Raw genomic sequence first — 22,869 nt, 5'->3', positions numbered from 1 at the left:
CAGGAGGACACCATGTCCGCACCGCACTCCGGCCCGCCTCCCGCGGGCCTGCCCCGGTCCCCGTTCGCCGTCGTCTCCTTCTGCGTGCTGTCCTACGCGCTGGCCTGGGCGGTCGCCTCGCCCATGTGGTTCAGCGGCCAGGGCCTGGACCACCCGCACCAGCGCCTGATCCTCCAGGCCATGATGCTCACCCCGGCCCTGGCCGCGGTCATCGTCCTGGTGGCGACCGGGCACCGCCGGGACATCCTGCGCGTCAGCGCGCTCGTCCCCTTCCGCCCGGCCGGGCGCATCCTGCGCTACTGCCTCTACGGCCTGCTGGTGGCGGTGCCCGTCACGGGCGGCGGGCTCCTGCTGGCGGCCGCGGCCGGCGGCTTCCGCCTCGACCTGGCCGACTTCTCCGGCTTCCGCGAGCTCGCCGGGCCCATGGGCCTGGTCGACCCGGACGGAAGCGGGGCGCCCTGGGGCGCGCTGGCCCTGTTCGGCGCGCTCCAGCTCGGCGGCCTGCTGCTGAGCGTGCCCGCGCTGCTCGGCGAGGAGTGGGGGTGGCGCGGGTACCTGCTCCCCGCCCTGCTGCCGATGGGGACGTGGCCCGCGCTGATGCTGCACGGCGCCGTCTGGGGCGCCTGGCACGCGCCCGCCGTCCTGCTGGGCTACAACCTCGGGCGGACCGACCTGCTGGGGGTGGCCATGATGACCGCGTGGGGCGTGCTCCTGGGCGTGATCATCGGGTGGCTCCGGCTGGCCTCCGGGTCGGTGTGGCCGGCCGTCGTCGGACACGGCTCGATCAACGTGGCCAGCGCATGGCCCATCGTCTTCGGCGACGCCGGTTCGGGGATCGCGGAGGCCTCGGCGCTGCCGATGCCGCTCTGGTACGCGATGGGGGCGGCGATGCTGGCCCTGGTCGGCGCAGGCGCCGTGGTCCAGGCCGTGCGCTCCCGGCGGTCGTCCGGCTCCCGGCCCGACGCCCGGGGCGGTGCCGGCCTCGCGCGTCTTTGAGGAAAGCGACACGGGCACCGATTTGGGCCCACAACCTCGCATTTTGGGCCTGGGGACACTGTTCTCGGGCCCATCCCCCTCCCTAGGCTGCTGTTCCGCTTCGGCGCCCCGTGCACAGGGGCGCATCCGGAGACGGCAATCGCGGGGGATCACAGAACATGCGTTGGGTGTGGAGAGCCGACCACGGCGGCTTCAAGGTCGAGTACGGCGCACTGATCCTGCTCGTCGCCACGATCGTCGTGGCCGTGTTCGCGTTCGGGCTTCCCACGCGCACCCAGGAGTTCTACATCGCCGCCCTGTGCCGCATCGACCCCGAACGCCAGGACTGCGAACAGTTCGGCGGCGGACCGGGCTCCGGCGGCGAGGGGTCGGCCGACGGGAGCGACGACGGCTCGGCGGACGACGGCTCGGCGGACGACGAGGGCTCCGGAGACGAAGAAGGCTCTGACGGCGAGGAGGAGTCCGGAGGCGACGAGGAGGGCTCCGCAGACGAGGAGGACGGCTGGGACCCCGCGCTCGCGGAGGCGCTGTACGACGCCGAACAGGAACTGGACGACGCCGAGCAGGAACTGGCGGACGTCGACGACCCCTGGGACGAGCTCCTCGACGTCGTCGCCGACATCATCGGCTACAACGATGCCAAGGCCTGCCTGACCGAGGGCGACCTCGTGGCCTGCCTGTGGACGGTCGTCGGCTTCTCCCCCTGGGGCAAGGGCGCCAAGCTGGTCAAGAACATCCCCAAGATCACCAAGCTCTGGAACCGCTGGCGCAAGGCCAAGAAGCTCAAGAACACGCGCAAGGCCAAGGTCGCCGAGGCTCAGCGCAAGTACGACGACGCGTACAGCGCCTGCGAGGAGCTGGCCGACGCGGCCGTGGACGGCGCGACCAGCGGCCGCCTCCACCCGGTCACCGCCACGGTGGTCGGCGGAACCCTGGTCCTCGAACCCGCGGCGGAGCAGCCCGCCGACGGCACCCCGGCGACCGGACTCGTTCCGATCGACCCTTCTCCGGCTCCCCTCCCCCGGTCGGGGTCCGCTCCCGTCGCCGAGGCGGGATTCTTCGTCCCCGCCGGCAAGAAGGACAAGAAGCCGTCGGCCTGCAGCTTCCACCCGGCCCCTTCGTCCCTGTCGGCGTTCCCCAACGCGAAGAAGGCCAAGGCGAAGACCTCGGTCCAGGGCGGCGGCAAGAAGCGCGCCCGCTGGAAGGACGACAAGGGGAACATCTACGAATGGGACTACCAGCACGGCACCGTCGAGAAGTACAACAAGCGCGGGAAGCACCAGGGCGAGTACGACGCCACGACCGGTGAGCAGACCAAGCCCCCCGACTCGACCCGCTCGGTCGAACCGTGACCGTGCGGCTCAGCCCGTGCAGCACAGCGCCTTGCGAAGGAACCGGAATGCACCTGGTACGTGAGATCTGCGGCTACGACCGCGAGACGGAATGGCAGGTGTGGAGCACGCCCATCGACGAGGATTCGGCGCGCACGCTGGCCCCGTACCTCGACACCGAGGGCGACGAGGACCTGTTGTTCGTCTACGACCTGGAGGGCGAGCCACTGAAGATGGCCGCCCGCCTGGCCGGCTTCGAGATCCGCCCCGACCTCGACTACACGCTGGAGGCGTCCAGCGGGCAGTGAGTCGGCCATGGGCGATATCGCCCCTCGTCCTGCGCCCCGGCCCCGTGCCCCCTCACGATCGGCCGGGTGGACGGTGGGGGAGACCGGTGGGGGCGTTCTTGTCAGGGGGCGGTGCCTTGCCCGTTCGCCTAACGACGACCATGAGTAGAAGCCGCCGGTCCCGTGCGTTCATCCCCGAGCGCAGAGCGACAGGGCACGGGATCTTCTTCTACTTCCCAGTGATCGCTCCAGACAGCGGCGCCTCCTATGCGCGATTCCGCTAATCCCGCCCGGCGAGCGAAGCCGGAGGGCGTTCAAGCAGGAGCACGCCTGAACAACCACAGGGCGTCCGCGTTCATTGCGTCGCCGGAGATCGCGCAGCCCGCCATGCTGCGTTCTCGCTGGTGATCACATTTTCGGCCTCCGCAGCCGTATCTGCCCAACATGCCTCGTCCGAGAGGTCGATGTCCTCCAAGCGGTCCCGTACAATGCTCAACTCATTCGAGGCGTAGGAATAGGTTCGCGCTGATAAATCATGCCGCCTGGTCGCCGTCCAAGCGGCACCAGCCCCGACGAGTGCCGCCATGGTGCCGGACAAATCCAGGGCTACGGCGCCGAGGGCATAGCCGACGGCGCCGAGGAAGCCGGCCACCTCGAACAAGAGCATCACAACCCGCCATGCGGTTGCACGTCGCTCGCCGATGCGGGCCTGGCCCGCGTACCACCTCTGCTGGTCGACCACGCGGCCTCTAAGGTAGATCGCACGGCGATCCGCAACGGGACGGGCACGAATCTTTTGCACACGATCACCGATCACAGGCGATTCGGTCGGAGCGATTCCTGCTTGCGGAGACTCCTTCAATAGCCTGGAGATCTGATCGCGAAAGCGTCCCCCCACCGCCTTGTCGGGGCCGGAGCTGACGGCGAACGGCGCGGCGCCGACTGCATACCTCCACGTCAGCGACTTCACCGTCTCCGCGAGCGCGCGACCCTCATACCAAGCAAGATCTGGTCTGTCGTTCAGGACATAGATCTCGACGAGGAGCGCCCCGAAGAACGCGAGCGCTGTGATTGCGGCGATCTCGCCCTTGAGAGAAGCAAGCATGCCGCTCACCGCTGCGGCGACTACGAGGCCCAGGCGGAGCCGGATGGCCAGCTCGTACCTCCGCCTGCCCCGTGAGGAGGCCGACGCGGCGGCTTGATAAAGACCGGGCAGGTCACTTTCCCTCAAGGACTCGACCTCAGTCATGCGATCGAGACCCACTCCCACCACTGCACGAATTCGATCGGGGCATCGTCCCGGTCAGCAATCCGCTCCATAGTTCTGCGCAGATCCGGCTCCGAGCGCCACCGGGGATGGACAGCTCCCACCGCGACGTCCAAGACCAGGAGCGAGTGGTCGTCGAGTGCCTCGACCACAGCCTCCCGCGTCCGTGCGGAGCGGGGCCAGCGGGCGACCATGTACTTAAGTGCGGTTCCGCGCACACGCGGAGCCTCGTCTCGGCACGCCTCGACGACAGCGTCGTACGGTTCGGGCTGGTCAGGCTGGAGCAGCAGGTGGTTCACCGCCCACTCCCGGACCAATGGGGAGGGGGCCGTGCGTGCCCGGTCAGCAACAAGGTCCATGGACAGCAGGTGCGGATGGAACTCCGCGAGCGCGCTTAGAGCGACCCGTTGGGCGATCTCGTCGCCTCCCGATACTGCGCCGAGGAAGACAGGCCCCACTTCGGGGCGGTCGCCCCACATTTGCGCCAGACCCACCACTGCATTTAGAGCGAATCGCCCCTGTCCGCACCCTACGGCTTCGCGCAGGGCTAGTGTCAGGTCCTTCTTCTCAAGGTTCAGGGAACGGATCCAGATGTTCATGTCGAAGCGGTCAACTGGACTCTCACGTTCGAGCAGGACCTTGCGGCGCCCTTCTTCGTCGAGGAGACCTTGTCGGACGAGGACGAGGATGGCCTCGTCCCTCACCTCCTCGTCCGGGTCCTCGGCCGCCGCCCGTAGAACCTGCAGCGAACCGTGATCATCGACCCACCCGATGGCCAGTGCCCGGACCGCCATGCGGCGCACCTCCCGATGCGGATCCACAGCGGCTTCCTTCAATACCTCTCTGGTCCGGTCGTCGGTCGGCGCGTGAGCGGCCACCGCATCGACGACGGCGGCCCGGACGCTCGGATCCAGGTCCCCGGCGGCGGCCCGCAGCGTGGCGAATACATCGGCACGATGCGGCCGGTACGAGGGAACCTGACGTACGGCCGCGCTGCGCACGGCGGGATGAGGGTCGGCCAGTGCGGTTTGCAGTGCGGTGTCGGTCTCCGCCCCAACCGGCCAGAGATCGAGCCGCGCAATCGCGTCCATGCGGGCCATGGCGTCGAGGGAGGACGCTTCGTCCTCGGGTGATGCCAGCTCTACTTCGCGCTCCAGATCACGCAGTCCTTGCTGCACACAGGCGATCTCGCGGATATCAGCACTCGGATCGTTGAGTGCCTTCTGCAGGATGGGCACGACCTCGTCTTCCCGGGTGATACAGATGAGCCCTTCAAGGGCCTGTCGGCGCACGTCGGCATCGAGATGCTGAGCCGCCGCTTCAAGGACGCGGCGGGTCTCAGGATGGGTTGGCCACGAGATCAGAAGCGATTTCAGGATCTCCCGCATCGCGGTGTCACCGGGCGGTGCTTCGGCGACCTCGCAGAGTATCCGGCGGATCTCTTCTGCCCGCTCGGGCTGGTAGCGGGAAAGGGCGGCGATGTCCTGTTGTTCGGCATACCCATAGCGCCGTACAGACCACATGGCGGCCTGTATTGCCGCAGGATGCTTCGGCCAACGGGCCACCAGTGCTGGTGCGGCGGTCGATGCGTAAAGTGAATCGCTCATGAACAGCGACCGCAACACGGAAATCGTGCGCGACTCGTCGTTCTGCCGCATAGTCAGGAGGTGAAGTGCGCACTGGCGCACCTCACTATCCCGATGCAGTAGAAGGCGTTCCGCCGCCGCACGAGCGTGGGGCTCCTCCGGCCACCGCTCCCCGAGAGTCCACAACGCCTGCAGGCACGTTGCCCCGTCCATCTCGCGGGTCGCTGCGGCGGCGTCCTCAGGGGTGATCGGGGGAGGCGGTGCCTGACCCCTGCTTCTGAGCCCGCTTCCCGCAACCTCTCTTACACTCCTGAACGGGTCCTTCGATGCCGCCGCCAGCAAGGCTGTAGCATCGGGGAAGTCGCTCAGTACCGTCGGAAGCGCCGCGACCGCTTCGTGCCGGACCGACATGGAAGGGTCGACTGTGCGCCGACGGACGGCCTCCACGGTGTCGGGGTGGTCCGGCCAGACGCCGCAGACCACCCTCAGAGTGTCCCACCGCACCTGGTCCTCAGGATGGGCGAGGGACGCCATTAACCAAGGACGTGTTTCCGGATGCTCCCGCCAGCGGGTGGTGAGCGCTTCAAGGGCGCGAGTGCGCATCAATAACGACGGGTTGCGCGCAGCTTCGAACGCCGCCTCACGGGCCTCCTCCTCGGGAAGACCACCAGCCAGAGCCGCCTCCAGAGCCTCCCTCCGGACTCTTTCGTTCGGGTCGGTCAGGGCGCAGCGGACTGATCGCGCGCATTCGACGCTGCCCGGCGCTCGGGTGAACAGCAGCCACAAGGCGTTAATGCGCACCCACCCGTCCGGGTCTCGGGACGCCTGCTCGGCGATCGGAACCAGTACAGAGTCTGGGAAGGCAAGAACGTCGGCCCCCGCGACCTGCACTGCCACACACCTCACGTCCGGTGAAGGGGAGCGCAGTGCGGCGGCCACTACTTCCCGGCGTTGCTGGGGATCTGGAAGGCTCCGTGTGAGTGCGGAGAGCCGATGGGTGCGGTGGCAGGTTTCAGCCGCTCCATCAGCCGGTCCGCCCAAACTCAGCGCACCAGCGGAGAGACATGCCACTGCCATGCTCTCCCGAACAGGTAGGGATACATCGTGAGCAAGCCCCGACACGTCCTCAGCCACAGGTAGGTACGCGTTCGCCATGGACAGTTCCACTGAACGATGCCGCACCATGGAAAACGGGTCACGGAGGGCACGTCTGCGGATCTCGTGGCTCAACGGAAGCTCCGACCACTGAGTGGAACACGCCTCTACGGCCGCTCTGCGGACTGTCGGAAACTCATCGTGGGAGGCCGCGAGCAAGACCTCCGGAAGCTCCTCGGCGTCACTGAATCGAGTCACCACGGCCTCGACCGCTATTGCCCGAACCCTCCTGTCGGTATCACGGACCGCGCGCAGAGCGGCGTTCGCGCTCCTCTCGTGCTCCGGCCATTTCGCTACCAAGGCCTGCAGAGCACTGGTCCGCACTGACGGGTCCGAATCGTTCGCAGCGGCCAGTGCCGCTCGTCGCGATTCAGCGGCCCACGGCTCGTACTCCATCAGGGCCCGCAGGGCGGCTGCGCGCAAAGAGGGATCCGGGGATCGGGAGGACTCGTGGAGAAGCGTGGTGATCACAGCGTGCCGCCCTTCAGCTTCCGCCTTGGCGCACATGGCGGCAACGCGCACATCGCCGTCCGGGTCGTGGGCGGCAGTCTCCAACGCACGCCGGGTCTCGGTACGCTCCGGCCAGTGCTTGACGAGCGTCTCGACAGCTGTGGTGCGCACCTTGGAGTGGTGATCGCGCAACGCGTCACGCACTGCAATGTATGCGGCCTCGAGTTCAGTCCACCGTGAGGCGAGGACCTGAATGGCGGCCGCTCGAACGTCCTCGTCGGGATCGCGCAGACTGAAGCGCGTCGCCTCCAAGGTGTCTTCGGAATCGGCCCAGTTGGTGGCCACCGTGCGCAGCGCGTGCCGACGGACGGTCCAACCGGGATCATGCAGGAGCGCGAACGCTGCCGCCTTGACCTCCTCATCAGCACTGAAATGCGCTAATGCCAGGTCGAGGGCAGTGTTCCGCGCCGACGCCTTCAGCCCTTGGAGGGCCGATATGAGGGCGGGCCGGGTGTCCGGATGTTCGGTCCACCTGGTGGCAAGTGCGCGCAGCGCGGCGTTCTGGACGATGATCCAAGCATCGGTCCGCATCCGGGCCACGGCTTCGCGGACTTCGCCGTCGTCACCGTCGGCAAAGTACTCGGCGAGCACTGTCACCGCTGTCATGCGCACCTCTGCGGCCGGGTCCCGCAGCATGTCCAGAGCGAGCTTCTTCCCCTCTTCCGCATGAGGCCACGTCTCAGCCACCGCATAGAGGCATGCGGACCGCTGCTGGTGAACGTGACTCTCAACGGCGACTCGGATGAGGAAGTCCCGGACCTCCGCCCGGTCGGGATGGGTGGCGGCAGCAATTCGGGCCGCGTGGTCGGCGCCGGGGCTCGTCGGAATGTGGCGCCCCTTAGTCAGGTACCACTTCCAGAGGTCCTGGCGCCCCGGCCACGCGCTCCCCATGGACTTGACCGCCGGAAGCACCTTTTCGGAAAGCGCGTCGCCGTGGGAAAGGCCAAGATAGGTGAACGGCAGCTGCAGCAACCCGATGAGGGAGCGCTGTACCTGCTCACCGGCCTTCCTACACAGACCCACGGCCCGCACTTCCGCTAGGCACTGCACCGCCAGGGCCACCGCGCCGGCGGCTGGTCGCTCCAGGACAGGGGTACGACGCGGGGAGCAACTGGTGACCAGGTACCTGATCAGACGGTCGGCGACGGTAGGGTGGACCATGCCCGCGACAAGCCGCAGCACCTCAGCCCACGAGGCGTCTTCCCAGTGCGCGGCGAAGATCGTACGGAGATCCTCCTCGCTCAACTCCCGTGCCTTCTCGAACCGGGCAACGATCTCCGCCGCGCAGAAGTACTCCAGGAGTGCCCGGTGCACGAACCCGAAGATTCCCGGCCCGTACCGAGCGAGGACGAAGTTGCGGACCCGGAGCTGCGCGATCATCACTTCGGCCATTGCGGCGGCCTCACAGCGCGAGTACTCGAACCTCTCCTGCAGGAACGATTGAATCTCTTCTTCGAGGTCGGCACTCAAGACGTAGTTGCCCGCCCCGCCTTCACTACCCTGCTGCATCCGGTAGGCCAGTCGCCGTAGCAACTCCTTCTTGTCCTTCTCCCGGATCGTGGCGGCGCTGATCCGAGCGTCGCTGAGATGCTTGTTGACGTCCCAGTGGTGCACTAGGACCCCTGCTGCGTGGTCGTAGACTTCAGACCGCTCCCGTGGCAGCTCCTGGTGCTTGCCGATGATGGCGAGGATGGTGAGCAGCAGCGGGTTGCCGGCCAGATCGCGGATGGCCGGAGTCTCCTCGATGGCCTTGGTGAGGCGCTCGCGCCTCTCTGCCGCCACACGGGGACGATCGCTCAGCGCACGTGCGTACCAGGCATCAAGGAACCGGCCCACACGCTCGGTATCAAGGTCGTCGATGGTGTAGTGGCGGAATCCGGCCTCGTCCAGGATCCGCGGTTGATATCCGATGATCCGGGACGTCACGACGACGTGCGCCCGCGGATGGGCGTCGGCGAATCCGGCGATCTGCCGGGCGACCACCTCCCGTTCTTGGGGGTCAAACAGTTCATCCAGCCCGTCGAACACGGCCAGCACCCGGCCATCATCCAGGTACGCCTGCAGCGCTTCGGCCGGGATTCCCAGTCCGTCGGTCTCCGCCCGCTCCTCCAGGTAGGCGCTGAAGGTGCCATGCCGGGCTCGGTGAAGGGAATAGTCGCGCAGTTCGATCAGAAGGGGTTGTCTGCCTTCCAACCCTTCGAGCCCTCCGGCTAAGTCACCTTCGGCAAGAGACAGAGCGAGGTAGCGGGCAAGCGTGGACTTGCCGGACCCCGGATCGCCGAGCAGCACGCAGCGGCGCCCGCCGGGTCCGGCGACGACTTTGAAGACAGGTTGGGGGATCTGATCTCGGTGCGACCGCCCGACCTCCGACAGTCGCCGCGCCTCCCGCCGGTACGGAAAGTCGGACGGGGAAAGTTCCGCACTCTCCTCCAGCTTTCGCCACAGCTCCTTGGGAAGTTCAGGCCGGGACACCGACTCGCGCACCACAGGTTCAACGAACACATTGCGCAGTCTGATCTGGAGGTGTTCCTCCAGCTCCGGCGGAGTCAGCGCCTCGAGGTCGAGTCGGCCGTACTCCTGGATCAGACGCCTGCGGTAGGACTCCCACTCGGGAACGGCCAGGGTGGTCGGATCTGTCTGTTCCGGCCGGACCTCCCGGAGCCAGTTCGACGCGGCGGCCGTCACGAGCGACTCCAGCTGTGCGGCACCGTCGAAGAAGTCGCACGTGTACCGCTCACACAGCTCGGCCCGCAGCCGCTCGATACGCTCCTGGTTCTGGCCCCGGTCGACGAACTTGCGGGGCCAGTTGGCGTCCTCGTCGAGCAGGAAGATCAACCGGGGCACCCCGGTAGCGACGGCCTCGCGGTACTCGAGCTCCGTGAAGGAGCGTTCCTCTCCGTCTGGCGAACTCCCATAACTCCATGCGAACACCCCGATGTACACGTCGCAGGAGCGGACGTCCGCTCGGCACTTGTCTGCCGGAGGCTTGTAGTCGGCCGTGTACGTCTCCATCTCCACGACCTGGAAGTCCAACCGCCGCAATGCCCGTCCCGCCGCCTCCCGGCATTCCTTCAGATCGGTGAACGTGGAGGACAGGTAGGCACGCGGCGGTGAACCCTGTTCACGAGGGCTGGGGGACTCGTGGGGCATCACGTCTCCTTCTCAGGTGGCGCCTGTGCCGACGCTCCGCCCGGCTCCCACGTCCTCGGTGTCCGGGCCCATGCCGGAACGCGGCGTCCCGCGCGATCCGCCACCGATCATCCCGCGCGGGAGCGGCTCGGGGAAGCCGGAGGGGCAGATCCGAAAATCAGCATCCCCAGAAATACACCCGGACATTGCCGATTCATCGGTATTTCGCCCGCATTCGCACACCTGAACACGTGTTCAGCGATTCGAACCGAATGAACCTGCGCAAACGTCTGCGGATCATCGCAGGCCGCCGCCTTTCGGACGGGTGTGACCTGGGTATGTGACCGTGGGGAAACCGCACCGCGGGGGAACGGCGCGGGTGTTCTGATCAGGGGGGATCCACTGTGGGACGTATCGATATCGGGGACGTCGCCGTGTGTGCGCTCCGGGCCGGGCTCGGGGCCACGTTGTTCGCGCACGGGACCCAGAAGCTGTTCGGCTGGTTCGGCGGCGGGGGTCTCCAGGGCACCGCCCAGGGCTTCCACGCCATGGGATACCGGCCCGGCGGCGCCACCGCGCTGGTGGCGGGGCTCTCCGAGACCCTCGGCGGTGCCGCGCTCGTCCTCGGCTTCGGCACGCCCGCCGGGGGCGCCGCCGTCGCCGGGACCATGAGCGTCGCCGCCGAGATGCACACCCCCAACGGCTTCTTCAACACCGAGGGCGGGTTCGAGTACCCCGGCCTGCTGGGGCTGGCCGCCGTCTCGCTCATCGCGGGCGGTCCGGGCCGGGTGTCCGTCGACCACGCCACCGGGCACGTCCTCGACCGGCCGTGGATGCGCGCCGCCGCCATCGCCGCCGTGCCGCCCGCGGTCGCCCTCGTCGTCGCCCGCAAGCGCAAGGCCCTGGCGGCCGAGAACGGCAAGGAGACCGAGGAGGAGGGGCAGGAGGGCCAGGGCGGCTAGGCACGCTCCGCCGTCTCGGCCTCCACATTCGCCCACGTCCGCGGCCTCAGGCCGTGGGCCCCGGCGTACTGCGCCCTGGCCGGCGCGCTCCAGCCGTGAAGCGCCTCCTCGTCCGGGCGGTACACCTCGACCCGGATGGGGCGGCACACGTCCACCGGGTCGCGCGCGTCCGGCCCCCACAGGGGCACGGACAGGTCGCCGCCCGGGCACGTCGACAGCGCGCACAGCAGGTCCATCTCGGCGAAGAACTCGAAGTGGTCCCCCGGCCGCGCCGGGCTGGCCTTCATGAAGTACCGGTCCTCGTCGTTGAGCCCCGTGCACTGGAAGACGTTCAGCACGTCGTGCACGTCGAACTCGGTCAGCCCGTAGGGCTGCACGGCCCGCACGAGGTTCGAGTGGCAGTGGTGGTCGAAGTCCTCCCCGGTCAGCATCCGGTTCACGTACGGGTCGCACCGGGTGCCGAGCAGGTCATGCACCCTGCCCCCTTCGGCGTCGGTGCCGTACCCGGCCAGCGTGTCGGAGGTGACGGTGACCATCGGGCGCAGGAACGGCAGCGTCGACCAGAGGCGGTCGTAGGTGCTCACGTGCGCGCGCTGGAGCTGGCGGGTGCGCGAGGCCCACAGCCGCTCCCGGGGGTCGTGCCGGTTCCACAGGTTCAGGTCCCCGACCTGCGGCCCCTCCACGGTGACGAGGCGGCACAGGTGCCCGCGCGGAACCTCCCAGGCCACACCGGAGCGGATCGGGATCTCGAAGGCCCCGACCTCCTCCCGCCCGGCGGCGGCGACCCGGTCGTAGAACGCCCGGTCCACGTCGAGGGCGCCTCCCGCCGATGCCCGGTAGGCGGCTTCCGGTCGGCCCATGGGTCTCCCCCTCCGCTCGGTCGCACGGGTTCCGCGCCGCATGATCGCATCCCGGACACCGGGCGCACCAGGTGCCACCCCTGCCCGAAGATTCCCGTTCCGGACGTCTGGCCGGATCCCGTACACGGGTGTTAGTTTCCATGAGGATTGTTGAACAAATCACTTGTATGGAGCGATCCCCCGTGCGAACCCCCTTCCCCTCCCTCCGCCCGGCGGGGCTGCGGACCGCGACCGCCGCCCTGCTCGCCGCCCCGCTCATCGCCGCGCCGACGGCCGCCCAGGCCGACTCCGGCCCCCAGGCCGGCCCCGGCGCCCCCGGCGACTGCCTCGCCGCCGACGGCGCCACGGTCGAGGAGGAGCGGCTCTCCGGCGACGTGCCGCAGGAGATCCTGCGCCGCTCCGGCTTCGACGGCATGGCCGCCGACTTCACCCGCGCCCTGTGCTCGGCACCGAACCTGAAGGCCGCGGAGAACGCCGTCCGGCGGCACGGCGACCGCCTCTGGAGCGCCGCCGTCGCGCGCGTCCAGGGCACCGGCCCGTACGCGGAGGCGTCACAGGGCACGTCCAAGGGCGCGGGCCGGGACGGCTCGGAGGACCGCCTCAGCGCCGGCGACGACCGCCCGCTCTACTGGGCCCGCCTGGGCATGGCCTCGGCCCTGCGCCGCTGGGAGCCCTCCTTCGACCTGGCCGACGCCGACCGCGCCCGCCTCATCGAGGACCTGGAGCGCGTCTCGCGCGGGCAGGACGACATGGACTTCCCGGGCGACCCGAACATGAAGCGCGTCGTCGTCACCGGCTTCGACCCCTTCCGCCTCGACGGCGACATGCGCCGTTCCAACCCCTCGGGCGCGGCCGCGCTGGCCCTGGACGGCGCGGTCATCGAGACCGAGGCCGGTCCCGCCGTCGTGCAGACCGCCGTGTTCCCGGTGCGCTGGCGCGACTTCGCCGACGGCATGGTGGAGTCGGCGCTGGCTCCCCACTACACCGGCGACCGCCCCGCCGACGCGGTCTTCACCGTCAGCCAGGGCCGCGAGGGCCGCTTCGACCTGGAGGCGCACAACGGCGCCTGGCGGGGCGGCTCGGACGACAACGAGCGCGTGGGCGACGAGGGCATGATCCCCATCCCCGAGGGCGCGCCCACCGTCACGCCGCAGCCCCAGTGGTCGGACTCGACCATCGACCGTCCCGCGGTCGTCGAGGCCGTCTCGGACGCGCCCTTCCCCGTCGTGGACAACACGGAGGTCACCGAGATCCCGGCCGGTGGAACGGAGCCGGTCACACGCCCTGACGGCCCGACCGAGGGCTCGCAGGCGCGCGCGGGCGGCGGGGGCAGCTACCTGTCCAACGAGATCGCCTACCGCAACACCCTGCTGCGCGACGCCACCGGCCGCGACATCCCGGCCGGCCACATCCACACACCGATCCTGCACTTCGGCGAGGGCAGCGACGCCGTGACCGACCCGTCCTTCGAGGAGATGCGCGACTCCATCACCGAGCAGACCACGCTCATCGTGGAAGCGTCCGTGCGGGACTGAGCGGGACCGAGCGGGACCGAGTCCGTACGACGGGGGCAGGGCGGGGGCGCCGGGATGCCGTTCCGGCGCCCCCGCCCTCAAGCGCGGCGGGACCGGTCCCAGGCCTCGCCGGGGACCCGGTCGAGGAGGTCGGCGAGGAAGTCGGCGGGCTGCAGGTCGGGTTCCTGCCCCATCGGGATGCTCTCCCAGCAGATCACGTGGTCGCCCGTGAACCGGAACGGGTTGCGCCCGCCGGAATGCCCGACCAGCCATGAGCGCACGTCCTCCGTGAGGACCGCGCGCGCGAAGTCGTCGTCTCCGGTGGCCACGCGGAACGTACCGTCGAACGCCTCGTCGTCGAGACGGAAGTCGTGGATGCCGAGGAGGTCCAGGATCGCGTGGCCGAAATGCCTGCCCTTCACCTCCAGGACGGGCGTCGGGGCGGGTGTCTCCACGGCCGTGATCGTGTAGACGTGCCTCTGCGTCGTGGTGGTCTGCCCGTTGTAGCTCGACGTGGTGTAGGAGTACTCGTACTGCAGCACCTTGCGCCCGCGGTGGGAGCCGGTCAGCGCGTGCTCGGCATTGCCCCTCCCTGTGAAAGGGGTCCCCTCGAAGTGGCCGACGAGTTCCGGCCGCTCCACCTGGTACCGCCACCCGTTGCGCTCGGCCCACCCCGTGAGCGCCTTGGTCTTCTTCTCGCGCGCGGAGGCGCTCGTGATGAGGGCGATGACCACCACCACACCGACCAGCATGATCACGATGCCGACGGCCCCGTCCACGGCCCCTCCAGCGTTTCGTCCGCCATTGCCGCCCGATAGGACTCCACGGCCTCGCCGCGGGTTCCTGGTCGGTTCGGATGGCCGGTCCCGGCCTCCAGCGCGCGGGGGCGGCGCAGCGGCGACGGCGATGGGAGGGCGGACCGGCGCCTCAGTCGCGCCAGGGGCGCTCCCAGACCTCGGACGGCAGCTGCTCGCAGAGGTCCGCGAGGAAGTTGACGGGCTGAAGGTCGAGTTCGTATCCCATCAGCGCGCTCTTCCAGCAGATCACGTGGTCACCGGTGAAGCGGAACGGGAAGCGGCCCTCTGGGGGCAGTCCTGCCAGCCACGCGCGGATGTCCGGCGTGAGGACCGCGCGCGCGAAGCCCTCGTCGGAGGCGACCACCCCGTAGATCGCGTCGAACTCCCCATCATCGAAACCGACGGTGTGGGTCCCGAGGATGTGCCGGATCGCGCGCCAGACCCGGCCGTCCTCGGCTTCCACAATGGGCATCGTCACGGGCGTCGGCACGACCGTGATGCGGAAGGTCCTGGTCGTCGGCGTGCCGCCGGTGAAGACGGTGGAGCTGTACTGGTACTGCAGCACCTGGAACCCGCGATGGGAGCCGGCCAGTACGTGCCCGACATTGCCCCCTCTCTTCCTGAAGGGGGTGCCCGTGAAGCAGTCGACGAGGTCCGACCGCTTCTCCTCATACCTCCACCCGTTGCGCTCGGCCCACTCCCTGAGCGCCCTGGCCTTCTCCCGGTGCCAGTCGGCCACCTTGTTCGGGATCGTCACCGCCGCCAGGGCGAGCGACGCGAGCACGAGGAAGGTGAACGTGTCCACGTCCCTCCCTTCATTCACTCCGCTGCATCCGCCCGGATAGGACCTCACCCCCCTCAGGCCGGTTCCCGTTCTGCCCAGATGGCCGCCCCCGGCCAGGGCCACGCCCCCTGGGCGGCAGGTGTGACCCGCGTCTCCCGGAATGTTCGGGTGCCCCTGGAACAACTCCCGGGGTGCGGCCGTTGTACCCCGCGCAGGCCGGTGCGGTAGCAAGTGTCCCCCGGGCTCCATTCATAGCCTTCGCGGAATACCGCGTCGGGCGCCCACGGGTGCCCCGGCGGTCTTCGGAGCCGCGTTGTGCCCCGCGCCGTGAGGCGACCGCCGTACCAGGCCTGCACACTCGGAAGGCCCGGGCGGGTTCACACACCCGCCCGGGCCTTTCCGTGTCTCCACGGGCCCACCCGTGTCGTTCCCGTCCCCTTCGACGCCGGATCCGACGATCCGTGCTCCGTCCTCCGGTTCCGGGGATTACAGTGACCCCGTGGGCCGTCTGCGGCGCCTGTGCGAGGTCCTGATTCATCCGGAGGGAGCCCGGTGGACACCGAACGCATGCCCGTGCGCATCCTTCTCCTCTTCGGGGAAGAGGCGCACCTGTCGACCCCCTACATGGGGCCCGGGGAGACCGAGCGCGTGCCCGTCTCCCGGATCAGCGCCGACACCGGCCTGCCCCGCGACCGCCTCGCCGGCGCCCAGCTCGTCGCGCTCCTGCGCAACGGCGAACTCGTGCGGTTCGAGCGCGACTGACGGGCCCCGCTCCGCCCCGCTCCACTCCCGGCCCGCCCCGGCCGCCTCGCCCCGCCCCCGGCCGACGACGGAGCGGACGGTCCCGGCGACTGGCAGAATGGGCCGGTCACAGCGCGGCGTCGGGCCGCCCACCGTTCAGGAGACCGCCTTCCGGTGCACACTCGCGACGCGCGCCGCTCCGAGCTGGCCTCGGACTGCGCGAACTGCTTCGGCCTCTGCTGCGTTGCCCTGCCCTTCTCGGCCTCGGCGGGGTTCCCCTACGACAAGCCGGAGGCGAGCCCCTGCCGCAACCTCGCCGGCGACTTCCGCTGCGGGGTCCACGCCGACCTGCGCGAGCGCGGGTACACCGGCTGCACGGTCTTCGAATGCTTCGGCGCCGGGCAGAAGGTGTCACAGCGGACCTTCTCAGGGACCGACTGGCGCGCGGCTCCCGGCACCGCCCAGGACATGTTCGCCTCGTTCGGTGTGATGCGGCGCCTGCACGAGCTGCTGTGGTACCTCACCGAGGCGCTGGAGCGCCCCGAGGCCGGACCCCTGCACGCGGAGCTGGGCGAGGCCTACGACAGGACCGAGCGCCTGTCCCTGGGCACCCCTGAGGAGCTGAAGGCGCTCGACACCGACGCGCTGCGCGGTGAGGCCGCTCCCCTCCTCAGGCGCACGAGCGAACTCGTCCGCAAGGGCGCCCCCGGCCCCGGAAAGGACCGCGCGGGCGCCGACCTCATGGGCGCCCGCCTCCGCAAGGCGGACCTGCGCGCGGCCTGCCTGCGCGGCGCCTACCTCATCGCCGCCGACCTGCGCGGCGCGGACCTGCGCACCGCCGACCTCCTCGGCGCCGACCTGCGCGACACCGACCTCCGGGGCGCCGACCTGTCCGGCGCCCTGTTCCTGACCCAGCCCCAGGTGAACGCCGCCAAGGGCGACGCCTCGACCGCCATCCCCGACGCCCTGGACCGCCCCGGGCACTGGTAGGTAGTTCGGCGGCGGCTCCTATCGGCGGGTGCACCGCGCTCCCCGGCGGGAGCACCGCGGCGTCAGGAGAGCCCGGCCGCCAGGTCCGGCCGGAAGTGGGCGACGAACATCGCCGCGGCGTCGGCCGGACGGTGGAAGCGTGCCGCCAGGGCGCCCCGGTCGAGCGAGGTGTCCTGCACCTCCGCCGAGAGCCACGACAGCAGCCGGCCGCGCTCCTGAGTGTCGGCGAAGAGGTCCGCCGCGCGCTTCGGGGCGGCGTGCATGGCCCCGGCCAGCGCGTAGGGCGACCCGTGCGCACAGCCGTCGAACCGGAACGGGGTGAGGGGGCGGCGCGCCTCGGTACGCGGCCCGGGGACGGTCGCGGAGGAGCGGCGCGCCTCGGGCCGCCAGACGCGTCCCCGGTTGCAGGCGGCCACGACCGACACCATGAGCCGCTCCGCGGACAGGCGGCGCTCCGGGGCGCCGGACAGGCACCGGGGGACCAGCTCGCGCAGCTTCTCCAGGACCGCCCCCGCGGGCGGCGGGGCGGACGGGTCCTCGGGGAGCTTCGAGCGGTCGTGCGGCTCCTCGCCGGTGGCGGCGAAGAGCATCACCGCGGCCCAGGCGTAGACGTCCTCCTCCGGCCGGGGCTCGGCCCCGGCCGGGTGCTCGGGGGCCGTGTAGGCGGGGGTGGCCGCGCGCGCCGCCAGGTCCGGCCGGGCCGCCGCGAACGCCCGCGCGAACCCGGCGCCGGTCACCTTCGGGGCGTCCGAGGCCAGGACGATGTTGGAGGGCGTCAGGTCCCCGTGCACGAGGCCGAACCAGTGCAGGACGCTGAGCGCCGCCGATGTGCCCAGTGCGAGCTTGTGCAGCTCCTCCCCTCTGAGGGGGCCGTGTCTTCGCACCGCCTCCAGGAGCGTGGGGCCCTCGATGTACTCGGTGGCGATCCACGGGACGTCAGCGTCGAGGTCGGCGTCGAGCACCCGCGCCGGGCCGTAGCGCGTGGCGATGCGCGCCGCCTCGATGTCGCGCGCCAGCTCCCGCCGCACGCGCGGGCCTCCGCCTCCGGACACGCGCGGCACCGCCACCACCGCCGGGACACCGTAGCGGTCGCGGCCGAGGTGGCGTCCGGCGAAGCCGTCCCTCCCCAGGTAGCGCTCGATGCCGTAGGGCCCGATCCGGCGCGTCGTCTCCTCCGCCGTCGCCCTCACCCCCTCCGGTACGCATGCCCTGCGCCCTTCCACCCCAGCATGCCCCCACAGCGCCGGACAACCGATTCATCCGGAATCGGCGTCATTCCGGAGCCCTTTGGGGAGCACGGGGCGGGTGGGGCGGCGCCGGGAGCGCCCCGCGGACGCGGAAGGGCGGTGCGCCGGTGGCGCACCGCCCGGGAGGACGCGGTCCGGCGGCCCGAGGGCGCCGGGGATGTACGGAGGGGTCAGTACGAGGGGACGTCGCCCATCATGTCGTCCATCATCGAGTCGAAGTCGCCGATCTGGTCCTCGCTGGGCCACTCGACGGTCACCGGCTCGTTGAAGCTGGTGAAGTCGATGCTGCTGGTGACGGTGCCGCCGGCGTCGGTGGTGACCCGCCGCGGCATGCCGTCGCCGTCGACGAACACCTCGAAGGACACCTCGCTCACGCCGGACTGGTCGTAGACCTGCCGGGCCGCCTCCTGGGCCTCGGGGTCGAGCTCCTGCAGCGCCTCCTCGGTGCTGTAGGTGCCGGAGTAGCGGGTGGTCTCGACGCCGTTGACGTCGGCCGAGCCCTCCTCCTGGACGTCCTGGGCGGCGAGCAGCTTCTCGACCTCGGCCAGCGGGTCCTGGGCCCCCGCGCCGCCGCCCTGCTCGCCCATCTGGCCCAGGTCCATGCGCAGCCACTCGGGGCCGCCGGGAGGGGCGCCGGGCATGTCCGACTGCATGACCATCTCGCTGCCGCGCATGAGGATGGTCGAGGTGGTGCCCTGGGTGGTGGACTCCATCTTGACGGTCGGCTCGGGGGTGGCCGTGTACTCGATGTCGGAGGTCATGTCGAGGGAGACGCCGGACATCGACCCGCTCATCTCCATGGTGGCGGTGTAGCTGTCGACCGCCTCGGTGTTGTTGACCGCTTCGGCGACCAGGTCCACCGGGTTGAGGTCGGACAGCGGGCCGCCCGCGGCGCCCCCGCCGCCGCCACCGCCGAACAGCAGGCCACAGCCGCTGGTCGCGAGAACGATGCCCGTGCCGGCGAGGGCCGCGCTGATCTTCTTGTGCATTTCTGGGCTACTCCTCATGCGAAGGGGGATGACAGGCGGGGTGGAAGGGGCGCCTGTTGTCTCCGGTCCGATGCCCATCTGACGCGGGCACCGGGGTCCGGGTTCCTCCCGAAGGCGAGAAAGTCTCCGCCCCTTTCCGGTGTCGGGGCGAAGACGGCCGCGTGGACGGGCGGTGGCGCTAGAACAGGCCGAGCGTCTGCGGGATCACCCAGAGGGTCAGCAGGGTCAGCACCACGACGCTGATCCAGCTCCACACGATCCCGAAGCGCCCGGGCCGGTACCGCTCGGGGATGAACTTCAGCGCCACGTACAGGTTGATGGCGAACAGCACCGGGCTGATCGCGAACGACACCGCGCCGGCGGCCGGGACCAGCCAGGCCGGGTCGGGCAGCACGGTCAGCGCGACGACCATGCTCACCAGCATCAGGACGATCATGCCCAGCCCGGCGTTGCGCTCGGTCCACCAGGGGCGGTCGGCGCGCGGCGGGAAGACGGTGGTCGCGGAGGCGGCCAGGGCCCTGGGGAAGCCGTCGTAGATGATGAACACGGTGGAGAACAGGGCGGCGAACGCGCCCAGCAGGAACACGGGGAACATCCACGGGCCGACCGTGTCGGTGAAGATGCCCGAGATCGCCAGCACCGTGGCGGCGCCCTGGGGCTTGTCCTCGAGGGAGAACAGGATCGCCGCGCCCAGGAGCAGGTACATCGTGGCGATGATCCAGGAGACGATGTGCCCGATGCGGAAGTCGTACAGGGCCGCGCGGAACCAGCCGTCGGCGTAGGCGCGGTAGCGCTCGGGGGTGTTCTCGACCGCCTCGGCGCCCAGCACCTCGCGGATCCGGACCATGCCCTTGCGCTTGTCCTTCATCCACAGCGAGCCCCACACGCCGACCGTCAGGTCGGTGGGCATCCACCCCATCAGCCCGGCGATCACCAGCGCCGACCCGGCGGGGATCACCGGCAGCACCATGTACATCAGGGAGTCGGCCCGCACCCCGGCGAACACGAAGGCGACCACGGTGCCGGCCACCAGCACGATGGCGAGCACCTTGTTGACCGCCTCCAGGGCGCGGTAGCGCCCGGACAGCAGCAGGCCGACGGTCAGCAGCGACAGGCCGATCCCGTACAGCAGCAGCGGCCCGGCGCCGAGCCAGGCCCACAGCACGGCGGCCGCGGCGGCGACGATCGCCCCCACGGCGGTGCAGCCGATGACCAGGGTCGCGATGCCCAGGGCCCACACCGCCCATTTGCGGGGGCCGGGCACCCGCGCGTAGGCGGAGACGATCGACTCGCCGGTGGCGGCGGTGTAGCGCACCGCCAGCTCGAAGCCCTGCCACTTGAACAGGAACGCCACCGGCAGCACCCACAGCAGCGCGTACTCGAAGTTGGCGCCCGCGACGGGGGCGGTGACCAGGTGGCTCGTGCCGATCCCGGCCATGGCGATCAGGAGTCCGGGCCCGATGTAGCGGAGGGCGCGCACCCCCCTGAGGTCGGGCGGGGAGGCGGCCTCTTCGTCCAGGGCCCTCCGTTCCTGTTCGTCCGAGGGCTGCAGCGGCTCACTCACGGGGGACATCGGGTGCCGTGCCTTTCTCCAGGGGGTGCGGGGCGTATCCGGTGGTCGGGGTTCCGGTCGGCCCCGCTTCTCGCACGAGTAGTAGGCGGGTTCCGCCCCGGATGTCAACCTCCGACCAGCACGGACGCGGGGAGGACCGCCCACTTCCTGCCCCGTCGCCCGGGTCCGGGGCCGGACCCGGCCCCGGCGCACCCCCGGCCGGCGCCTCAGGTCTTGAGCTCTTTGAACCCCGGCACCCCGGCGATGAGCAGCGCCCCGTCCCACAGGTCGGCGGCCGACGGGCCGGTCGGGACCTGGTGGACGACGGGCCCGAAGAAGGCCGTCCGGCCGCCGTCGGGCGCGGTGACGGCGGTGACGGGGGTGCCGGTGCCCTCGCCGACGAGGGAGGTGCCCTCCTCGTGGGAGGCGCGCAGCACGCCGTCGTACTCGGTGCCCCCGCCCACGGCGGCCAGCTCCGGGGGCAGCCCGGCCGCGGTCAGGGCCTCGGTGAAGTCGCCGATCCAGTCGCCGTCGCCGTTCTCGGCGGCCGACCACAGGGCGCGGTAGAACCGGCCGAGGGCGTCGTGCCCGTGCTCGTGCTGGACGGCGGCGCAGATGCGCGCCGGGATCCACAGGTAGCCGTCGGGGTCGCCCTCCGGGTCGTCGTCGCGCCCTTCGTTGAGCACGGACAGGCTCATGACGCGCCATGTGATGGTGATGGGGCGGCGGCTCGAGGCCTCCAGGAGCCAGCGTGCGGTGTTGCGCGTGAGGGGGCACGAGGGGTCGAACCAGAAGTCAACGGTCCAGACACGGTCCATCGCCCCATCCTGGCACAGTGCACGGCCCGGGAAGGGAGAACGCCGGGCTTCCCCGCGCGCGGGAGGGGGAAGCCCGGGACGGGCCCCTGGCAGGGGACGGGCGCGGGCGGAGCGGTGTCAGCCCTGGGCCGCCTTCGTCCGCGCGGTCTGCCGGAGGGCCAGGGACGCCGCACGGAGCGCGCTGTTGATGGAGATCTCCCCGCGCATGCCCGGCGCCGCCACCATGTCCCCCGCCAGGAGGACGCCGTCACCGCGGTCGATGGCCGGACGGTCGCGCCACGTCCGGCCCGGAAGGTCCAGCGCGCCGCTCCTCCCGCGCGCTTGGGCCGTCCGCTGCCAGGTCACCCGGTCCCTCCAGTCGCGGATGCCCGAATCGGCCAGGGCCCGGGCGCGCTCCCGGCCCTGTTCGGACGACTCACTGCTGTGCATGGGCACCTGGAGCTGGTAGAGGTCCTCCCCTGCGGGAGCCGCACCGGGGTCCTGCTGGGCATAGCTCTCGAAGAACCCCCCGCCGTCCACGTCGAAGCAGAGGAACGGGTCGTCCCGCCTCTCCTTCACCGCGAGGTCCATGAGCATGCAGTGGCCGCTCTCCCACTCCAGGGAGTCGTCGTCCAGCAGCCTCCGGGCCGAGGAGAGCTCCGTGGCGACGATGGCCGGGCCGCGGTCCAGAGGGACCTCGGTGACGCGCGCCCCCGTCTCGATCTCCACGCCGAGCGAGCGCGCGCGGGCGGCGAGCCGGTCGACCACGGCCTGCCACCCGCCCGCCGTCCACCGGACGGCGGGCACGCGGAGGCCGTACACGCGGGTGATCAGTCCCCAGACGAAGGCGGCGGAGAGGCGCCCGGTATCGGCGTCGTAGGTGGCCACGGCAATGGCGTTCGCCGCGTCCCGGGCGGTGTCGGGCCCGTACAGGCGCGTCGCCCACGAGCGGAAGTCTTCGTCCACGGGGGCCTTCAGCCACGGACGGGCGGCCATCCGCAGGACGGACGGCGGCGGCGTGTGACGCAGGCGCCCCTGGTGGAGCCACCTGGCCCCCGCCGCCTTCCTGAGCGGCGGCCAGGCGAGCGGCTGCACCAGGCGGCGCCGGGTGAGCCAGGTCCAGTGGGGGCCGTCGGCGTAGAAGACGTGGCCGCCCTCGTGGGCCAGGTAGGGGCCCTCGATGGCGCGCGCACGGCCGCCGAGGTCGGTGTGCGCCTCGTACAGCCGCACCGCCGCCCCCTTCTCGGCCGCCGCGTTGGCGGCGACGAGCCCCGCGAGGCCGCCGCCGATGATGGTGATCTCTGCAGGCATGTCCACTCCTTGCCAACGGCGTCCGACCGCACATGCTCCGGTGCGTTGCACCCGGATGAGCGGT

At 70.6% G+C, this 22,869-nt stretch carries 17 protein-coding genes; 7 read left to right on the top strand and 10 right to left on the bottom strand.

Going from position 1 to position 22,869, the window contains the following annotated elements:
* Positions 1-12 precede the first annotated feature (12 nt).
* The 3 genes from O4J56_RS10415 to O4J56_RS10405 all read left to right on the top strand — a co-directional run bounded on the left by O4J56_RS10415 (position 13) and on the right by O4J56_RS10405 (position 2,635).
* Positions 13-996, top strand: a complete 984-nt coding sequence (locus O4J56_RS10415; protein ID WP_270685512.1) for a CPBP family intramembrane glutamic endopeptidase — start codon at positions 13-15, stop codon at positions 994-996.
* A gap of 167 nt (positions 997-1,163) precedes the next feature.
* A complete protein-coding gene (locus O4J56_RS10410; RefSeq protein WP_270685510.1) occupies positions 1,164-2,348 on the top strand; it encodes a colicin E3/pyocin S6 family cytotoxin in 1,185 nt (394 codons plus the stop codon).
* Between the two features lie 47 nt (positions 2,349-2,395).
* A complete protein-coding gene (locus tag O4J56_RS10405; protein ID WP_270685508.1) occupies positions 2,396-2,635 on the top strand; it encodes a DUF7683 domain-containing protein in 240 nt (79 codons plus the stop codon).
* A 334-nt stretch (positions 2,636-2,969) separates the two neighbouring features.
* Here the strand turns inward: O4J56_RS10405 and O4J56_RS10400 are convergent, their stop codons facing one another.
* Both O4J56_RS10400 and O4J56_RS10395 read right to left on the bottom strand, forming a co-directional pair.
* On the bottom strand, positions 2,970-3,863 hold the full coding sequence (locus O4J56_RS10400; RefSeq protein ID WP_270685506.1) for a DUF4231 domain-containing protein: 894 nt from the start codon (positions 3,861-3,863) through the stop codon (positions 2,970-2,972).
* Positions 3,860-10,282, bottom strand: a complete 6,423-nt coding sequence (locus O4J56_RS10395; protein WP_270685504.1) for a HEAT repeat domain-containing protein — start codon at positions 10,280-10,282, stop codon at positions 3,860-3,862. The genes O4J56_RS10400 and O4J56_RS10395 overlap by 4 nt, the downstream gene beginning before the upstream one ends.
* A 383-nt stretch (positions 10,283-10,665) precedes the next feature.
* On the opposite strand from O4J56_RS10395, the gene O4J56_RS10390 reads away from it, so the two are divergent.
* Positions 10,666-11,223, top strand: coding sequence for a DoxX family protein (locus O4J56_RS10390; protein WP_270685502.1), 558 nt, complete (start codon positions 10,666-10,668; stop codon positions 11,221-11,223).
* On the opposite strand, the gene O4J56_RS10385 is transcribed toward O4J56_RS10390, so the two are convergent.
* Positions 11,220-12,083, bottom strand: a complete 864-nt coding sequence (locus O4J56_RS10385) for an urea carboxylase-associated family protein (protein WP_270685500.1) — start codon at positions 12,081-12,083, stop codon at positions 11,220-11,222. The two genes, O4J56_RS10390 and O4J56_RS10385, sit on opposite strands and share 4 nt — an antisense overlap.
* Before the next feature lie 167 nt (positions 12,084-12,250).
* Here O4J56_RS10385 and O4J56_RS10380 point away from each other — a divergent pair, with 167 nt between their 5' ends.
* Positions 12,251-13,618: a C15 family peptidase gene (locus O4J56_RS10380; RefSeq protein WP_270685498.1), complete on the top strand. Its 1,368-nt coding sequence runs from the start codon at positions 12,251-12,253 to the stop codon at positions 13,616-13,618.
* Positions 13,619-13,695: 77 nt separating this feature from the next.
* On the opposite strand, the gene O4J56_RS10375 is transcribed toward O4J56_RS10380, so the two are convergent.
* Together O4J56_RS10375 and O4J56_RS10370 are read right to left on the bottom strand one after the other, a co-directional pair.
* On the bottom strand, positions 13,696-14,376 hold the full coding sequence (locus O4J56_RS10375) for a hypothetical protein (protein ID WP_270685497.1): 681 nt from the start codon (positions 14,374-14,376) through the stop codon (positions 13,696-13,698).
* Positions 14,377-14,524: 148 nt separating this feature from the next.
* Positions 14,525-15,199, bottom strand: coding sequence for a hypothetical protein (locus O4J56_RS10370; RefSeq protein WP_270685496.1), 675 nt, complete (start codon positions 15,197-15,199; stop codon positions 14,525-14,527).
* Positions 15,200-15,730: 531 nt separating this feature from the next.
* On the opposite strand from O4J56_RS10370, the gene O4J56_RS10365 reads away from it, so the two are divergent.
* Entirely contained in the window at positions 15,731-15,940 is a 210-nt protein-coding gene (locus O4J56_RS10365; protein ID WP_270681278.1) for a hypothetical protein, read from the top strand.
* A 153-nt stretch (positions 15,941-16,093) separates the two neighbouring features.
* The gene (locus O4J56_RS10360; protein ID WP_270685495.1) at positions 16,094-16,909 is read left to right on the top strand and encodes a pentapeptide repeat-containing protein; all 816 of its coding nucleotides are present in this window, start codon (positions 16,094-16,096) and stop codon (positions 16,907-16,909) included.
* A gap of 62 nt (positions 16,910-16,971) precedes the next feature.
* Here O4J56_RS10360 and O4J56_RS10355 read toward each other — a convergent pair whose 3' ends face one another.
* The 5 genes from O4J56_RS10355 to O4J56_RS10335 all read right to left on the bottom strand — a co-directional run bounded on the left by O4J56_RS10355 (position 16,972) and on the right by O4J56_RS10335 (position 22,805).
* Positions 16,972-18,099, bottom strand: coding sequence for a protein kinase domain-containing protein (locus O4J56_RS10355; protein ID WP_270685493.1), 1,128 nt, complete (start codon positions 18,097-18,099; stop codon positions 16,972-16,974).
* 227 nt (positions 18,100-18,326) lie between these two features.
* A complete protein-coding gene (locus O4J56_RS10350; protein WP_270685492.1) occupies positions 18,327-19,145 on the bottom strand; it encodes a LolA-like protein in 819 nt (272 codons plus the stop codon).
* Between the two features lie 178 nt (positions 19,146-19,323).
* Positions 19,324-20,718, bottom strand: coding sequence for an Nramp family divalent metal transporter (locus O4J56_RS10345; RefSeq protein WP_270685491.1), 1,395 nt, complete (start codon positions 20,716-20,718; stop codon positions 19,324-19,326).
* 206 nt (positions 20,719-20,924) lie between these two features.
* Positions 20,925-21,515: a mycothiol-dependent nitroreductase Rv2466c family protein gene (locus O4J56_RS10340; RefSeq protein ID WP_270685490.1), complete on the bottom strand. Its 591-nt coding sequence runs from the start codon at positions 21,513-21,515 to the stop codon at positions 20,925-20,927.
* A 117-nt stretch (positions 21,516-21,632) separates the two neighbouring features.
* Complete coding sequence (locus O4J56_RS10335) at positions 21,633-22,805, bottom strand: NAD(P)-binding protein (protein ID WP_270685489.1); 1,173 nt, start codon at positions 22,803-22,805, stop codon at positions 21,633-21,635.
* Positions 22,806-22,869 lie beyond the last annotated feature (64 nt).

This window comes from Nocardiopsis endophytica, assembly GCF_027706725.1.
Classification (GTDB): Bacteria; Actinomycetota; Actinomycetes; order Streptosporangiales; family Streptosporangiaceae; genus Nocardiopsis_A; species Nocardiopsis_A endophytica.
The sequence above is the reverse complement of the archived record's forward strand: the minus strand, read 5'-3'. Positions and strand labels throughout refer to the sequence as shown.

Coding starts and splice junctions, on each gene's coding strand:
- O4J56_RS10350 (WP_270685492.1), bottom strand. CDS start 19,145: ATGCACAAGAAGATCAGCGCGGCCCTCGCCGGCACGGGCATCGTTCTC.
- O4J56_RS10395 (WP_270685504.1), bottom strand. CDS start 10,282: ATGCCCCACGAGTCCCCCAGCCCTCGTGAACAGGGTTCACCGCCGCGT.
- O4J56_RS10385 (WP_270685500.1), bottom strand. CDS start 12,083: ATGGGCCGACCGGAAGCCGCCTACCGGGCATCGGCGGGAGGCGCCCTC.
- O4J56_RS10380 (WP_270685498.1), top strand. CDS start 12,251: ATGGAGCGATCCCCCGTGCGAACCCCCTTCCCCTCCCTCCGCCCGGCG.
- O4J56_RS10340 (WP_270685490.1), bottom strand. CDS start 21,515: ATGGACCGTGTCTGGACCGTTGACTTCTGGTTCGACCCCTCGTGCCCC.
- O4J56_RS10415 (WP_270685512.1), top strand. CDS start 13: ATGTCCGCACCGCACTCCGGCCCGCCTCCCGCGGGCCTGCCCCGGTCC.
- O4J56_RS10405 (WP_270685508.1), top strand. CDS start 2,396: ATGCACCTGGTACGTGAGATCTGCGGCTACGACCGCGAGACGGAATGG.
- O4J56_RS10400 (WP_270685506.1), bottom strand. CDS start 3,863: ATGACTGAGGTCGAGTCCTTGAGGGAAAGTGACCTGCCCGGTCTTTAT.
- O4J56_RS10335 (WP_270685489.1), bottom strand. CDS start 22,805: ATGCCTGCAGAGATCACCATCATCGGCGGCGGCCTCGCGGGGCTCGTC.
- O4J56_RS10345 (WP_270685491.1), bottom strand. CDS start 20,718: ATGTCCCCCGTGAGTGAGCCGCTGCAGCCCTCGGACGAACAGGAACGG.